Below are 15,714 nucleotides of genomic sequence, written 5' to 3' on the forward strand. Positions count from 1 at the left end.
GCCTGCAGGATATGCATTCGGTCGAAGTCTTCGAACTGATCATCGCGATGTTCCTGGCGGTGCTGGCGCTGCACTACGCGGCGCAGCGCCTTTCGCTGCCGCCGGCGGTGGCGCTGCTGGTAGGCGGCGGGGCGCTGGCCTTCGTGCCCGGCCTGCCGACGGTCGAGCTCGACCCGGAACTGGTGCTGGTGATCTTCCTGCCGCCGCTCCTGATGGACGGCGCCTGGTTCACCGCGCTCAGCCCCTTCCGGCGGCATCTGGCCGGCATCGCCTCGCTGGCGGTCGGTGCGGTCCTGTTCACCGCAGCCGTGGTCGCTGTCGCGGCGAAACTCGTCGTGCCGGAACTGCCCTGGGCGGCCTGCGTCGCGCTCGGCGCCATCGTCTCGCCGCCGGACGCCGTTTCGGCACGGGCCGTTCTGCAACGGGTGAAGCTGCCGCGCCGGCTCGGCACGCTGCTCGAAGGCGAAAGCCTCGTCAACGACGCGACCGGGCTGGTGCTGTTCCGCTTCGCCGTCGCCGCCACGCTGACCGGGACCTTCAGCCTGGGCGCGGCCGTCGGCAGTTTCGCGGTGCTGGTCGGCGGCGGACTCCTCGTCGGCGGTGCGATCGGCGCGGTCTGGGTACTGCTCCTGCGTCGGCTCGGCGACGACCACCTGATGATCGCGGCCTCCGTGCTGGTCTGCTGGGCGAGCTATCTTCTCGGCGAGGCGTTGCACGTGTCCGGCGTCATCGCCACCGTGACGGCGGGCCTCGTCTGCGGCTGGTACCAGCACGTCATCTTCACCGCGAGCGTGCGGCTGCGGGGCGTCGCGTTCTGGCAGGTGCTGATCTTCCTCTTCGAGGCGGCGGTGTTCATCCTGATCGGGCTGTCCTTGCGCGGGGTCCTCGACCGCGTCGGCGGCATTGGCGTCGTCGTCGCGGACATGGCGCTGCCGGTCGTGACGGTGATCCTCGCGATGACGTTGGCGCGCTTCGCCTGGGTGTTCGGCTCGGACGCACTTCTGAAGCTCGTCAGCCGCATGGGTTGGCGCCGGGCCGAGCCGTTGGGTGCGCCGGCCGCGACGGTGATGAGCTGGGCGGGCATGCGCGGCGTCGTCACGCTCGCGGTCGCGCTGAGCCTGCCGGACGCGATGCCGGGGCGCGACCTGATGCTGGTGACGGCGTTCGCGGCAATCCTCGCGACCGTGCTCGTCCAGGGCACGACGCTCGGCCTCGTGATCCGCCGGGCCGGTCTTACGGAGGACGAGCGCGCCAGACCGCCGCTCGACCTCTTCGCGGCCGAAGCCGCGATGCTGCGCGCCCAGTTCGGGGCGGTCGAGAAGCACGCCTACGCGCCCGACGGCACGCTCCTGCATCCGCGTCTGCTCGACACCTACCGGCGACGCGCGACGATCTCGAACGAGTTCAGCGGCAGCGACGAGGAGCGCAACGAAAGCATCGCCGCCCACTTCGGCATGATCCTCGCCGCCGTCGCGGCGGGGCGAGCCGAACTCGTCCGCCTCCATCGTGCCAACCAGATCGACGACGAGACGCTGCACGACCTCGAACGCGACCTAGACCTCGAGGAACTCGGCGCCATCGCCGCCAAAGGCTGACGGCGCTCTGCGTCAGCCGAAGCTGGTGGATCGCGACAGGGTTTCCCAGTCCGCCATCTCGGCTCGCATCGCGTCAAGCTTCTGCGCGACGAGCGCCAAAGCGTCGTCCCCGAGGAACAAGCGCATCGGCGGATCATCCGAGCGCACCAGCTCGAGCAGAGCCTGCGCAGCCTTTGTCGGATCGCCCGGCTGATTACCGCTCTTCGCCTGCCGCGCGGCGCGGATCGGGTCCATCACCGCGTCGTAGTCGGAGATGGAACGCGGCGTGCGGTCCATCGAGCGGCCGGCCCAGTCGGTGCGGAACTGCCCCGGCGCCAGCGCGGTGACGTGGATGCCGAAGCCGGCGACTTCCTTGCCCAGCGCCTCCGAGATGCCCTCCAACGCGAACTTCGAGCCGCAATAGAAGCTGATGCCGGGCATGGTGATGAAGCCGCCCATCGAGGTGACGTTGACGATCCGCCCGTGCCGGCGCTCGCGCATGCCCGGCAGCACGGCTTTCATCATCGCCACCGCGCCGAAGACGTTGGCGTCGAACTGCCGGCGCAGGTCGTCGATCGAGGACTCCTCCAGCACGCCCTCGTGGCCGTACCCGGCGTTGTTGACGAGGACGTCGATCGGGCCGACGCGCCGCTCGACATCCGTCACACTCGAAGGCACCGCGGCGAAGTCGGTGACGTCGAGGAGAAGCGCATGGGCGCGGCCGGGAGCCAGCGCTTCGAAAGCGGTCGCGGCATTCTCCGTCCGCACGGTGCCGATCACCGGATGGCCCTCGGCGAGCGCGGCGGTCGCGAAGGCGCGGCCAAGTCCGGAACTGACGCCGGTGATGAGAAATGTCTGCGACGACGTGGTCATGGGTTGCTTCCGTGATTTCGAACGCGCAGCCTGCGCGGCTGGCGTTGTTTATATCATGATATAATCAGCCGGATGCAAGAGAGGCGAGGGGACGAAGTTCGCGATGCCGGGAGCCGATCGAAAGTCGCCGAGGGAAAGCGTCGCCCGCTCCAAGGTACTGGATGCCGCCGAGCGGCTGCTCCGGGCCGATCCGGGTGCGACGTTCTCGATGCGCGATCTCGCCGCGGAAGCGGGGGTCAGCTTCGCGACGCCGTTCAACCAATTCGGCAGCAAGACGGCGATAGCGCAGGCGCTCTCGAGCCGTCGCATCGCCGCGATGGGCGAGCGGCTGCGAACTGCGGCGCCTGGTGGCGATGCGGTCGAGCGCACGCTCGCGGCGGTGCGGTTGGCGGTCGGGGTCCTCTTGGAGGAGCCAGAGGTCAACCGGGCGATGATGGGGGCGCTCGGAACCTGGAGCGGTTCGCCGGGCGCGGTGGCAGCCCAGTCCAGCGCGCTATGGTCGGTGGCCTTGGCCGAGTTCGACGGGATCGACGCGGGCCTCGTGGCAGCCGCGAGGGCGCGGCTGCCGAGGCAGCTTGCCATCATGTTCCGCGGCTGTCTGTCGTTCTGGGTCGCCGGCGAGATCGCCGATGCCGAATTGCCTGTCACCGCAGAGCAGGCCGCCGCGGCTACACTGGCCGCCTTCGTCGATCCGGAGCGTCGCAAGAAGCTGCTGATCGGTTGAGACGGTTCTGCGAAAAGTCAGCCGTCCACGGGCAGCAGGATGTTGAAGGCTACAGGTCGCGTCAGGTTCGCAGGAAGCGTCGGCCCGCGAAGTAGCCGCAGGTGGCGACGATGCCGGTCGCGAGCGTGTACCAGGTGGCCACGAACAGCGGACTGTCGTCGGGGCAGTGGGTGGCGTAGAGGGCGGCTGCGATCGCGGCGGAGGCGACGCCCGCCGCGGCGCCGGCAAGGCCCGGACGCGTCGGCATGCCCTGCCGCAGCGCGGCGATGAAGCAGACGAGCGGTCCGATCGCGATCAAGGGGATGAACAGAAGGCAGTAGCGAGCGTTCGTTCCAACGAGGCGGGTCGCCCATTCTGCCGGCGGCAACATCGCCAGCTCGATGCCGACGCCGACAGCCAGCACGGCGCCGACGCCGCCGAGCAGCCACGGCCAGATCCCGAGCGGCGCCGCCGGGCGGCCGATGCGATCGAGCAGCCCGATCGTGGCGACGGCCAGCGGCACCGTCACGATGAACTTGAACAGGACGCGAGTGGTTCGCACGACAGTCTCAAGGTCGGGGCGCGGATGCAGCATGGCGAGATAGAACGCCGCGGCGGCGATCACGCCGAACGCCGCCGCCTTGAGTATGGTGCCGCCGAAGCGCGTCCGCACGCCGGCGTCCTTTGCCAGGATTTCGATGAGGCGGTCCGTTCCCATCGCCGGTCTGGGTGAACCGTCATTCTCGGCGTTCATGTCGTGCCTCCGCGGTAGATCGCGGCCAAACTTCTGAGTGCCCTATGCAGCGCGACGCGCACCGCGCCTTCCGTCATCGAGAGCCGCGCGGCAGTATCGCGAACGCTGGAGCCGTCGAGCGAGATGGCGCGAACGATGTCGCGCTGCACCGGCTTCAGGTGTTCCATCATCCGACCGATGTCCTGTTCGTCCGTCGAGACGCTCTGCCGCTCGTCCGCGACGAGGTCGACGATATCCTCGATCGGCACGCTCGCCTGGTGACCACGACGGCGGAGGGCGTCGATCAGCTTGTTGCGCACGATCACCGAGATCCACGGCCCTATCGGCCGACGCACGTCCCAGGTCCCGCGCTTCAGATGAATGGCGAGGAGCGCTTCCTGCACGATGTCCTCGACGTCCTGATTGCCGAGCCCGAAGGCGGCGAGCCGCCGGCGCGCCAGACGCTCGAACTCTACCGGCGCCGCTTCGCCACGCCCCGTGATGGGATCAATCAGGACAACACGCTGCGCTACCGTGCCAGCCTCACCGACTGCCGGGCTTGCGAGTTGAAGCCGCAATGCTGTCCGAACGCCCCGGTCCGCAAGGTGACGCGGTCCGTCTTCGAGGGAGCCCGCGACATGGCGCGGGCGATCGCCAAGACCGATGCCTACACAGCGTCACGACGCCAACGAAAGAAGGTCGAGATGCTGTTTGCTCATCTCAAACGCATCCTGAAGCTCGACCGCTTGCACTTAAGAGGACCGAACGGCGCCCGCGACGAGTTCCATCTGGCCGCCACCGCGCAGAACCTGAGGAAGATGGCCAAGCTCTACGTCGCCAAGCAGCCAATCCCGGGGACCTGACGGGCGATAGGCCCTCCGCCAACCCCGCCGCGTCCTGAAGCGATGACCGGTGCCGCCTCGGCGCCGCACAGGATACGGCCTTTTTCAACACTATTGGTGGAAAAGAGACAGTCCGCTTACGAGAAGAGGACATAGGACTGATCGCTTCCACCGATTTCCAGTCGCTTCCAAGAGAAGCAGTCTTCAAACGGCGGCGAGTTGCGGGACTTCGCGTTTCAACAAGCAGGATCGTGCCGACGAGGCGGGTGATGGCCGCCTCGTCGGGGAAGATGCCGACCACCTCGGTGCGACGCTTGATCTCGCCGTTAAGGCGTTTCAGCGGGTTCGTCGAGTGCAGCTTGACCCGGTGGGCGGCTGGGAAGCCCATGTAGGCCGGCACGTCCGGCTCGGCCTCGTCCATCAGGGCAGCAAGCTTTGGGACCTTGGACCAGAGTTGATCGGCCACCCGCCGCCACTGCTGACGCGCGACCTCGGCATCGTCCTGGGCAAACGCGGTGGCGATGAAGGCGGAGACGACGCTCCGCCCGCTGCGTCCGGCATGGGCGAGGACGTTGCGCATGAAGTGGACGCGGCAGCGCTGCCAATTGGCGTTCACCGCCTTGACCATTGAGGCCTTGATGCCCTCGTGCGCGTCCGAGACGACGAGCTTGACCCCGCGCAGGCCGCGGCGCGCGAGCTTCCGGAGGAAGGCCGTCCAGAACGTCTCGGCCTCAAACGGACCCATGTCCAGGCCCAGCCCCTCGCGCCGGCCGTCGCTGTCGACGCCCACCGCCACCATCACGGCGACAGAGACGATGCGCCCGTCCTGGCGGACCTCACGTAGGTCGCGTCGATCCAGAGGTAGGGCCACTCGCCTTCGATGGGGCGGTCGAGGAATACACCGACGCGTTCATCGATCTCCTGGCACAGGCGTGAGACTTGGCTCTTCGAGACGCCCGTGCCGCCCATGGCTTGGACGAGGTCGTCGACCGAGCGGGTTGAGATGCGCTGGATGTAGACTTCTTGGATCGGGGCGGTGAGCGCCTTCCCGGCCATCCGACGCGGCTCGAGGAAGCCGGGGAAGTAGCTGCCCTTGCGCAGCTTGGGGATGCACAACTCCACCCTGCCGGCCCGGGTCTGCCATTCTCGGTCACGGTAGCCGTTGCGCTGGACCAGCCACTTAGCGCTCTTCTCGCCGTGGGCTGCGCCGGTCAGGCCGCCGACCTCCAACTCCATCAGCCGCTCGGCGGCAAAGCCGATCATCTCACGCGGCAGATCAGCGTCGGCGCTCTTCTCCATGAGCTCGCGCAGGTTCATCATTGTGTGGGCCATCGGGGGCACTCGAGCTCGCGGCCGGCGCTCGCAACCCGGCCCAGCCCCGCAACCGCCGATGACCACCTCTCAGCTACATTGCGCCAAGGAACACGACCCAACGGAGCCATGCGGTTTCCAGATTATCATTCGGCGTAACGTATCTACCTATGGCGGCTCGAAGTAGACAGCCGCTCAAGCCAGAGCCCGAAATCGTCGTGACCGCGCTCGATTATCTCTTTGGCAGCGCCCCCCTCGGCCTGTCGAACCGCGGTGGTGACCTCGACGTCAACGATGATCGCGTTCTCCACGTCCACCGGATCGTTGGTGCAGTCGGCGAAGACGGCAGGGCCGCCTGATCCACTGGCGAGACGAACTTCGGCTCCTCCGGCGTCGCCGCGCCGAAGGCGGCATCGTTAAGCGTGGTGAGACATTCTCGCACCACTCAGCGTGCCACACGGGATGGAGATCCTCAGCTGGCTTCACGCCCCGCTGGCGCTGGGCATCAGCAACGATCAGGCTGCGTCCATCGCCGAGCCCTCTCCGTCAACCGAGCTTCCCGCCATGCGGCGGCGCATCACCATTGCGAAGAGTGCATGCAAAAGGTCGGCGTCGCGAAAGCGCCTGTGGCGGCGTTTGGAGAAGGTCGAGGGCTCGGGCATGTCGCCTTGCAGGCGGCGAGCGGCGCTCGGCCGGCCTTACCAGCCTGGCGGCACCGCGTGGGGCTGGGGGACGGTTGGGCGGCGCGGGGACCGGTCGCCCGGCGGCCAAGCGAGACCGGCGAAGCCGGGGGCGCCGCGCCCGAGAAGCGGGCTGTAGAACGGATCGTTCGCGAGAACCGTCGTCCAGCGCGCGAAAAGAACGCGCGCTTCGCGCTCGCGCGCGACTCGGTGCGCCGGCGTTTCGGCACTCGTCGCGTCGCTGCCCGCAGCAAAGGCGACGACCGCGTCGGGCGTGACGACGACGCGCCGGCCGAGCGCCTGCAACTTCAGGGAGTAGTCGACCGCGCCGAGATGGTCCGGAAAGAGCAAGGGATCGAAGCCGCCAAGCGCCAGGAAATCGGCGCGGCGCGTGAGAAGGCAGCCCGGCCCGACCGCCGCCGCCTGCCGAGCCACGAGGAGCGCGTCGCCAAAGCCGGGGTCGCCGTGCTGCCGGTCGGCGAAGGCCGGAACGGGCGCACCCGTGGGGCCGAGCACCAGACCCGCTTCGGCGACCAGCCCGCAGGAGCCGAGCACGAGCGGCGCGACGGCGCCGACGCCGTCTTCCGCGAAGCGCCCGAGCAACTCGTCCAGCCAGTCCGGCGCGGCCGGCCGCAGCCGCGCGTCGAGAAGGCAGACGAGCTCCGCCTCCACGCCCTCCACCGCCGCGCCGAGGCGCCGCGCTTGGCCCGTACCGGGCGGCGAGCGGCAGAGCGCGACGCCCGCGAGGTCGAGATCGCGCTGGAGGCGCTCGCCGGGATCGACCGACATGGCGACCACGATCCGCGGCGCCTGCCGCCCGCGTCCGGCGTCCAGCGCTTCGAGAACCGGCGCGACGCGCGCGGCGTCGGCGCCGGCATCGATCACCAGCGCTAGCGGGCGCGGCGGGGCGGATCGTGCGACGCGCACGGCCGGCAGCGTCGCGGCCGCTCGCTCCGTCACCTCGGCGGCGCAGCCGCGCGCGGCGAGATGCGCCCGGACCGAGCGGCGGAGATCGCCCGCCTCGCTCCCCACGAAGGGCGGCAGCACCGCGCCGAAGCCCGGCACGTGGAGATGCGCGCCCGCCCCGACGCCGCCGGCTTCCACCGGGTGGAGAAAGAGACGGGCGAGGTCGTCCGCGCCGCTTGTCGCCGCCGCAATCGCCGCCGCGCGCCGCATCATGAAGCAATGGGTGCCGATGCCCTGTTCCAGTGTCCGCTCGTAGTCGAAGGCAGGCAAGGCGAGCGGCGCGAGCGTGCCGTCGGCGCTCCGCAGGAGCACGTCGCCGTAGGCGATTTCGGCCGCCCGGTCGTCGGCGAGCGCGGCGGCGAGGCGCTCCAGCCCGCCCGCGCGGATCTCGGTGCCGGCCGCCGCGAAGAGCACGATGTCTGCCGTCGCCTCGTTGGCGAGGAAGGCCAGAAGGTCGCTCGGCGCGAAGCGCTGCCGGGCGTCGCCCGGTGCCGGCAGCATCGTGCCGACCCAATCCCCGGCGGCATCGAGCCCGGCTCCGCCGAGTGTCCGCTCGCCCCCGTCCGCGCCGACCGCGACGACGGCGAGCAGGTTGGCGTGCGCCCGGCTCGAAAGCGCCGGCGCAAACCGCTTCTCCCATGCCGCGAAACGCCCGAAGGGAACGCTCGCCGGGAAGCGCTCGTCGAAGAGCCGGCCGATTTCGGCCTCCGCTTCCGTTGCGGCCCGATCGAGAAGATGGGCGCGCAGCCCTTGCGGAAAGGCGACGAGGCGGACGGGGCTGTTCGGCAGCGGCTTGCCGTCGCAAAGCACCTCGATCGCATGGGCGCGCCCGTCGGCGAACTCCGCAGGCAGGTGCAAGTCGAAGCCGGGCTCGGCGACACGCAGGTTCCCGCGCGCCACCGAGCGCCAGCGATCGGCCCGCGCGGTCGCGACGCAAGCCCCGTCCGCCCAGGCTTCCACGAGCGCCGGGAAGGGCGCGGCGTCGCGGCGCAGCCAGCCGCGCAGCGCGAGGTCGCCCGTCCATTCGACGCCGCCCTCCGAAAGCGGCGAGGCGGCCGAAACCGCGCCGGCCTTGAGGTCCACGGCCTCGCCGACAGGCGCGCCGCCGTTCGCGATCCAGACGGCGGCGATGCGGACGTGCGGCAGCAGCGCCGGGTCGATGTGGAAGCAGAAGCCGTGGCAGCCGTCGCCGGCGGCGGGTCCGAGACCCGGCTGGAACAGTTCGGCGCGGGCGATGGCCTGCGGTTCGCCGTCGAGAACGAGTTCCACCACGAAGCGGCGCGCCGGGTCGGCGGCGTCGAAGACGTGGCCTTCCAGGACGCCCGCGCCCGTCAGCCGGAGGGTGGAGACGACGCCTTCGGGGGCGCCGGGCGGCGCCGGCGACTCGCCGTCACCCCGGCGCCGGCGCCTCGATGCGACGAGCGAACTCAGCGGCGATCGCGTGGGCGGCGGCGGGGTCGACGGCATGAGCGGGGATGTCCGGAAAGGGGGCGCCCACCCTTTCGGGACAGGCGAAGGTGAGGACGGGAAGGCTGGGATCGGGCGCGGGAAGCGGGGGAACGAGAAGCGCGCGAACGCCGTAGCGAAGGGCGACGCTGCGATGCTCGCCCTCCGCGAGCGGCCCGGTGACGAAGACGTTGCCGCGCCCCATGAGCGCGAGATCGTCCGCCGCGCGGCCTATCACCACGATCCGCGCCGCGGGCGCTACCAGCCGGAGCGCCGCCGACAGGCGGGCGAGGAAGGCGTCGAGGGCGGGCGCCGGATCGGGCACAAGGACGCCGAGCGTCGGCGGCCGCGCGCGCGATCCGGGTGGCGGGTCGGCGAGGGGCGCGGGCGCCTCCGGCGGTGGCTCGGGCGGAAAGGCGTCGCCGGCCGCCGCGATCAGCGCGGCGCGCGCGCTTGCCAGCGGGTCGGCTTCGGCATAGGCCGCGCATTCCGCCTCGATGCCGGGAAAGCGCTGGCGGAGAATCGCGAGATTGCGCACGGCGAGCCCGCGCTTCGCCGCGCCGAAGGACTCCGAACCGCGGTGCACGACGTAGACGGACGTCGCGCAGACGTTGCGAAAGCCTGCGCGGCGGGCGCCGAGGCAAAACTCCATGTCCTCGAAATAACCGCGCCCGTAGACGAGCGGCAGGCCGCCCACCGCCGCCATGCAGTCGTGACGCACGAAAAGGCAGAAGCCGGTGCCGGTCGGCAGGTCCACCACCGTGCCGCCGCCGATTCGCGCGGCGGCTGCGTCGATGCGCACCGCGGCCTCGGGCGTGGGCGCCGGGCTCGCGGCGGCGTGGCGCGGCAGGCTCGCATATTCGCCGTTGTTGGAGAACGGCGTCGCCGTGCCGATCGCGGGCGCCGAGTAGACGGCGGCGGCGAGCCGCGCGACCGCCCCGGCCGGCAGCACCGCGTCGGCGTTGAGGAGGAGGATGTCGCGGCCGCGCTCGCCTTCGAGCCCGCGCCCGACCGCGCCCGCGAAGCCGAGATTGGTGCCGTTCCGCCGAAGCGCGATCCGCCCGTTCGCCGCATGCGCGTCGAGAAGCCCCGCGACCGCCGGTTCGGGCGAGGCGTCGTCCACGGCGACGATGCGAAGGTCCGCGTGGCGCTCGGCCTCGGCGAAAAGCGCGGCGAAGCAGTCCCGCGTCGCCTCGAAGCCGCGATAGACCGGCACGACGACGGTGACAGACGCGCGCGGGGGAACGCGCTCCGGCGCCCGGCGGCGCGCGGCGGTGGCGGGGAGGCGGGAGCGGCGCGGCCAGATCCGGCCGTCCGCCAGAACCGCGCCGTCCTCGGCAAGGAGGCGATAGCTTTCGGGGACGATCTCGAGCCGCGCGTCGAGGCGGCAGGCGTCGAAGCCGTCCGGCGCGAAGGCGAGCGCCGGATCGTGGCGAAGGGGGAAGCGCTCGGTGCCGTCCGCAGCCCCGATCTCCAGCGCGACGGGCAGTCCCGCCGGCCAGGCGGCGAAACCCGACAGGCGGCCGTCGAGGACGTCGAGCCCTGCCAGCGCCCGCGGTGCGCCGTCCTCGTTGGCTACGGCGACGAACTGCTTCAGGACGGCTTGGAGAAGGCTCGGGGCCACCGGCCTGCCGCCGTTCGCGATGTCGCCCGCGAGGCGCCGGAGCGTCGGGGCGTCGGCGCCGAGCCGCAGGCGCGTCATCGCCACCATCGGGTCGAGGGGGTCGGCGCTTTCCGCCCGCGCCAAGTCGCGCTCGGCCTCGGCCGGAAAGCCGCAGAGCGCGCTCGCCAGCGCCCGGATCGCCAAGTCCACCGCGCGCGGGGGCCGCGCGATCCGGCAACGGCGGTCGATGAACTCGAACGCCTCGGCCGGCCGGCCGCCGCGCAGCGCCCGCGTCGCGGCGAGTACCAGCGCGTCGGCGTGGCGGTCGGCGTCGCCGAGCGCGAGCGTGCGCCATGCTGCCACGAGATCCATCGGGGTTGGGAATGCCTTCGCTCGCCGTTCGCGCCGCGCGGAAGAATGCCGGCGCTGGCTTTCGGGAGGCTGACCTCGTTCACGCTTTGCTTGCGATGATTCAACAACTTGCTTGGCGCGGCGTGGTCCAGACGGCATCCTTCGCCGGGCCGGGCGATGCCGGCGGAAGTTCAGGCGCGGCGATGAGCGAGAGCCACGAGCAGGACGATGCGCCGGGCGGCGGCGCCGGTGACAGCCGCGAGCGGTCCGGCGGCACGGATGCCGGCACCGTCGGCGCCATCATGTCGAACAGCATGGCCGCCACGACCACGGCAGCCGCCGCGACGCAGGGGCCGGGCGCTGGCCCTGGCGGGCGCGGCGAGGCGAGCGGCAGCGAGGCGCGCGCCGGCGCGAACGACGCGGCGGATCAGGGAAGGAGCACCGGCGAGGCCGGCAGCGGCGCCGGCGGCGGTGGCGGCGGGCAGGCGGCGTCCGCTGCGGCGAGCGGCGGCGCGGCGCGCGGCGCCAGCGCGGGCCCGGGCGCCGGCGGCGCCGGGGCGGGCGGAATCAACACGCCGGGGCCATCGCGCGAGGCAGGGCGCGGCGAAGGGCGATCCGACGCGCGCGGCGACGCGACAGCGGCCGGCGGACGCGATGGCGGCGGCGGTGAAGCCGGATCGGGCGGCGGGTCGTCCGCCACCGCCTCGGGCGGCGAAGGCGGCAGCGCGGGCAGCGGCACGGCCGGCACGGGCGAGAACGGCGGCTCCGGCGGAAACGAGGGCGGCGGCGGCACGAGCGATGGCGGCGGGGGCGGAGCATCGTCCGCCAGCAGCGCCGCGACGGATGCCGCGAATGCCGCGACGGGCTCCACCGGTTCGGGCTCTTCCGACTCGGGCTCGCCGCATATCGGCGAGACCGGCGGCTCGGGCGCACCGTCCGGTGCCGGCACCACCACGGCGACGACCCCGGCCACCGGCACGGGGGTAAGCATGCCGGCCGACGTCGCGTCGCCGGTCTGCTTCCGGCCGGGAACCCTGATCGCGACGCCCGGCGGCGCGTGTCCGGTCGAGGCGCTGCGGCCCGGTGACCTCGTTCTGACCGTGGGAGGCGCGGCCGAGCCGGTGCGCTGGATCGGAAGGCAGACGGTCGACGCGCGCTCCGGCGATCCGCTGCGCGTCCTGCCGATCCGCATCCGCGCCGGGGCGATCGGCCCCGCCCTGCCGGCGCGCGATCTCTTCCTGTCGTCGGACCATGCGGTCGCGATCGGCGGCGTCCTCGTCCACGCGGGAGCGCTGGTGGACGGCGTCGCGGTGACGCGCGAAAGCGACGGACCGGAGCGGCTGCTCTATCTCCACGTGGAGCTCTCCCGCCATTCCCTGATCCTCGCCGAAGGGCTCGCGGCGGAAACGTTCGTCGACAACCCGGAACGGCTCGCCTTCGATAACTGGGCCGAGCGCGAAGCGCTGCTTGGGGCTGCGGAGCCGGTTGCCGAGATGGACCTGCCGCGCGCGAAATCCGCCCGCCAGGTGCCGCGGGCGGTCCGCCGGATGCTGGCCGAACGGGCGACGGCGCTTCCTCAGGCGGCGCTCACCCTCGCGGCCTGAGCGCTGCGCGCGCGGCCGAAGGCGGTACGGCTCCAGTGCCGCTCCGTCGCCTTGTAGCCGGCGAGGCAGTGGATCGCGACATGGGCGCCGAGCGCCGGGCGGTCGAGAACGAGAAGCTCCGGCGCCCCGCCTTCGCCGAGCACCTGCGCCGCAGCGCGCGTCAGCAATCCCGGACCGGTCGCGAGCCAAAGGATGTCGGAATCGCCCCGGTTCACCGCCTCGACGCCGAGCCGGAGGGCGCGCCCGATCACCGGATGGCGCGCCGTCGCCGCGATGAGGTTGTTGCCGAGCGAGCCGAGGTCCTCCTGATAAACGACCATCGAATGGCCGGCGACCAGCAGCGGTTCGAGGCTCGCGAGGCAGCGGTCGTCCATATCGGCATAGATGCCGCCCGCCTCGAAGAGGAGCGCGAGGCGGAAGAGGTCGGCCTTCATCGCCGGCTCTCTCGCGCGTTCGAACGCCCGGAGCGCCTCGGTGGAAACGCCCGCGAGAACAGCGCGCGCTTCGGCTTCGTTCCAGAGGCGATAGCGGTGACGGGGATGCAGATCTCGCCAGGAGGCCGCATAGAGGGCGAGGTCGGCAGGCGGCACCGGGTCGTTCCAGTATTGGTGGATCACCTGCGGAATCGCGGTCATGCGCGCCGGATCGGGCGGTGGCGGGGGCGAGCTGCGGCGCTCGACGAAATAGCGGATCGCGGCGGCGGTGGAATCCGGAAAGGCGGCGACCACCGCCGCCAGCGCGGCGAGGCGGCGCTCGGCGGGCAGCACGCGCGCTTGGCGCACCGCAGCGACGGCCTCCCGATCGAGGCGGAACTCGTCGTAGATTTGCCCGTAATGGCTTTGCGAAGCGTTGGCGGATTTGCCCTTGGCGCGGCTCGCCACGGCTTCGAGCGCGGCGAGCGCCGCGAGATGCCGGCCGGCGCGGTCGAGATCGAGGTCGACCAGCGCGGCGTGGATCACGCGGTTGCGCAGCCAGCCGTCGCCCGGCAAGGCGGCGAGCGCCGCTTCGCCGAGTCGGATCGCCGCCTCCATGTCGAAGCGCGCGGCATGAACGAGCGAGCGGAGGAACAGGAGTCGCGCGCCCTCCTGTGCGATGGTTCCGGCGAGCGGCGCCTCGGCGTCCGCGAAGCGCCCCTCGTCGAGGGCGAGCAGCACGGCCTCCTGCCGCAGCCCAGCATGGTGGGGATAAAGGCGGCGGGCCTCTCCAACCCGATCGCGCGCCGCGTTCCGCTCGCCGGTCTGGCGGAGGAGCGCGATCCGCGCTTCCGCGATCTCGGGCCGCCCGCCGAACCGCGCCTCGCAGGCGTCGAGGTCGGCGAGGGTGCCGGCGATGTCGCCGAGCGTCGCGCGGATGCGCGCGAGGCCGAGCGGCGGCCATAACCGGCCGGGATCGAGCGCGATGGCGCGGCCGAGATGTGCGCGGGCGGCATCGTAGTCGTCGCGGGACAAGGCGCGGCGGGCGAGAATGTCGAGCACGGCCGGATGATCCGGGTCGCGGCGGCGCGCCGCGTCGAGGGCGCGCGCCGCGGCCTCGTCCGCGCCGGCGCGCGCGAAATCCTCCGCGGCTTCGACCAGCGCCTCGACGCGGGCCGGAAAGCGCTCGGCTGCGTCGAGAAAGGCGGCGGCAGCGGCGTCCCAGCGGCCCTCGGCGCGAAGCACGAGGGCGGCGGCGAGCGCCGCCTCGCCAGCGCGGGGGGAGTCGGCCGGAACGCGGCCGAGCGCGGCGCGGGCCGCTGCGAAGTCGCCGTTCTCGCGGTGGAGGGCGGCAAGCTCGATCGTCGCGTGGTGCTCGTGCGGATCGGCTCCGGCGGCGGCTTCGAGAAGCGCGAACGCTCCGGCTGTGTCGTCCCGCGCCCGCGCCGTCGCCGCTCGGCCGACGAGCGCCCAATAAAAGTGGGGGCTGGCATCGAGCGTGGCGTCATACCAGCGCTCTGCCGCAGCCAAGTCGCCCCGCTCGCGGGCATGGTCGCCGAGCATCAGGAGCGCCCGCGGATGACGAGGATCGAGGTCGCGTGCTGCTTCGAGAAGCGCCAGCGCCGCCGCGTGGCCCGCGCGCCGCTTCACGATGGGGTAGAGTTCGAGCTGCGCCGAAACGGCGGTCGTGGGCGGCCCGAGGAGGCCGCGAAGGAGGGGCTCGGCCTCGACCCAGCGCCCGGCGCGCTTTAGGGCCGCCGCCCATTCGAGCCGAAGGGCCGCGTCCGCCGGCCGCGCCCGCACCGCGCCGGCGAGATGCGCCGCCGCCATCATCGCGTCGCCCCGGGCCGCAGCGATGCGCGCGAGGCCGCGATAGGCCGCGACGAGGCTTGGATCGGACACGAGGAGCCGGGCGTAGAGGGTCTCGGCCTCCGGCGCCCGGTCGAGGCGAAGAAGCAGCTCCGCCCGCTCGCAGGCGCCGGGCACGAAGCCCGGATGGGCGGCGAGAAGCGCAGTTGTAGCGGTCTCCGCCTCGGCAAGGCGGTCGAGCACCCGGAGCGCCACGGCGACGTCGAGCGCGAACCAAGGATCGGCCGGCAGAAGCCGCGCGGCCGCCGCGAAGAGCGCGAGCGCGGCGTCCCCCTCGCCCCGGCTTCGCGCGCTTTCGCCGAGCGCCCGGAGGGCATGGGGGAGGGGGGTGCCGGCAGCAACGGCGCCGAACGCCGCGTCGGCCTCCGCCTCCCGCCCGAGTGCGCGGAGTTCCATGCCGATGTCGTGCCGGTGCCAGAGGTCGCGCGGATCGGCGCGGGCGGCGGCGCGGAAGGCGTCGAGCGCGCCGGCCCGGTCGCCCCGGGCGCGCAGGGCGAGGGCGAGGGCGCGATGGAGCGGTGCGAAACCGGGAACCGCGTCGAGCCCGAGCCGCGCCTCGATCTCGGCCTCGGCGAGGCGACCTAGCGCGATGAGTTCGCCCGCCGCGTCGCAGCGGCAGCCAAGCTCGGCGGGGCGCAGCGCGAGAGCCGCGCGGAAATGCCCGAGCGCATCCTCCCGCCGCCCCGCCGCCCTGGCTTCGATTCCCGCCTGCCGCTCCGCCTCGAAACTCATCGCGTGTCGCCGAA

General features: G+C 72.2%; 10 protein-coding genes and 2 pseudogenes. 5 read left to right on the forward strand and 7 right to left on the reverse strand.

Features of this window, described 5'->3' with window-relative positions; genetic code table 11:
- Nucleotides 1–11 precede the first annotated feature (11 nt).
- Entirely contained in the window at nucleotides 12–1,595 is a 1,584-nt protein-coding gene (locus tag F6X38_RS14050; protein ID WP_150970592.1) for a Na+/H+ antiporter, read from the forward strand.
- 12 nt (nucleotides 1,596–1,607) lie between these two features.
- Here F6X38_RS14050 and F6X38_RS14055 read toward each other — a convergent pair whose 3' ends face one another.
- On the reverse strand, nucleotides 1,608–2,447 hold the full coding sequence (locus F6X38_RS14055) for an oxidoreductase (protein ID WP_150970594.1): 840 nt from the start codon (nucleotides 2,445–2,447) through the stop codon (nucleotides 1,608–1,610).
- Nucleotides 2,448–2,550: 103 nt separating this feature from the next.
- Between F6X38_RS14055 and F6X38_RS14060 the strand changes: the two genes are divergently transcribed.
- Complete coding sequence (locus F6X38_RS14060; protein ID WP_150970596.1) at nucleotides 2,551–3,171, forward strand: TetR/AcrR family transcriptional regulator; 621 nt, start codon at nucleotides 2,551–2,553, stop codon at nucleotides 3,169–3,171.
- A 61-nt stretch (nucleotides 3,172–3,232) separates the two neighbouring features.
- Here F6X38_RS14060 and F6X38_RS14065 read toward each other — a convergent pair whose 3' ends face one another.
- Together F6X38_RS14065 and F6X38_RS14070 are read right to left on the reverse strand one after the other, a co-directional pair.
- On the reverse strand, nucleotides 3,233–3,904 hold the full coding sequence (locus F6X38_RS14065; RefSeq protein WP_246191351.1) for an NrsF family protein: 672 nt from the start codon (nucleotides 3,902–3,904) through the stop codon (nucleotides 3,233–3,235).
- The gene (locus F6X38_RS14070; protein ID WP_343033234.1) at nucleotides 3,901–4,287 is read right to left on the reverse strand and encodes a sigma-70 family RNA polymerase sigma factor; all 387 of its coding nucleotides are present in this window, start codon (nucleotides 4,285–4,287) and stop codon (nucleotides 3,901–3,903) included. The genes F6X38_RS14065 and F6X38_RS14070 overlap by 4 nt, the downstream gene beginning before the upstream one ends.
- A gap of 45 nt (nucleotides 4,288–4,332) precedes the next feature.
- Between F6X38_RS14070 and F6X38_RS14075 the strand changes: the two are divergent.
- Nucleotides 4,333–4,746, forward strand: a pseudogene (locus tag F6X38_RS14075) (transposase); the annotation flags it as partial.
- A 283-nt stretch (nucleotides 4,747–5,029) separates the two neighbouring features.
- Here F6X38_RS14075 and F6X38_RS14080 read toward each other — a convergent pair.
- Nucleotides 5,030–6,057 (reverse strand): annotated as a pseudogene (locus tag F6X38_RS14080) (IS256 family transposase); the annotation flags it as partial.
- A gap of 197 nt (nucleotides 6,058–6,254) precedes the next feature.
- Here F6X38_RS14080 and F6X38_RS23425 point away from each other — a divergent pair.
- Nucleotides 6,255–6,395, forward strand: coding sequence for a hypothetical protein (locus tag F6X38_RS23425; protein ID WP_161992755.1), 141 nt, complete (start codon nucleotides 6,255–6,257; stop codon nucleotides 6,393–6,395).
- Between the two features lie 339 nt (nucleotides 6,396–6,734).
- Here the strand turns inward: F6X38_RS23425 and F6X38_RS14085 are convergent, their stop codons facing one another.
- Nucleotides 6,735–9,149 (reverse strand): glycosyltransferase family 2 protein, encoded by a 2,415-nt coding sequence (locus tag F6X38_RS14085; protein ID WP_150970598.1) that lies wholly within the window; start codon nucleotides 9,147–9,149, stop codon nucleotides 6,735–6,737.
- Complete coding sequence (locus F6X38_RS14090; RefSeq protein ID WP_161992756.1) at nucleotides 9,073–11,103, reverse strand: glycosyltransferase; 2,031 nt, start codon at nucleotides 11,101–11,103, stop codon at nucleotides 9,073–9,075. The genes F6X38_RS14085 and F6X38_RS14090 overlap by 77 nt, the downstream gene beginning before the upstream one ends.
- 182 nt (nucleotides 11,104–11,285) lie before the next feature.
- Here F6X38_RS14090 and F6X38_RS14095 point away from each other — a divergent pair, with 182 nt between their 5' ends.
- A complete protein-coding gene (locus F6X38_RS14095) occupies nucleotides 11,286–12,686 on the forward strand; it encodes a Hint domain-containing protein (RefSeq protein WP_150970602.1) in 1,401 nt (466 codons plus the stop codon).
- Here F6X38_RS14095 and F6X38_RS14100 read toward each other — a convergent pair.
- Nucleotides 12,659–15,700 (reverse strand): tetratricopeptide repeat protein, encoded by a 3,042-nt coding sequence (locus F6X38_RS14100; RefSeq protein ID WP_150970604.1) that lies wholly within the window; start codon nucleotides 15,698–15,700, stop codon nucleotides 12,659–12,661. The two genes, F6X38_RS14095 and F6X38_RS14100, sit on opposite strands and share 28 nt — an antisense overlap.
- Nucleotides 15,701–15,714: the final 14 nt, after the last annotated feature.

This window comes from Plantimonas leprariae (assembly GCF_008802405.1).
In the GTDB taxonomy this organism is placed as follows: domain Bacteria; phylum Pseudomonadota; class Alphaproteobacteria; order Rhizobiales; family Rhizobiaceae; genus Plantimonas; species Plantimonas leprariae.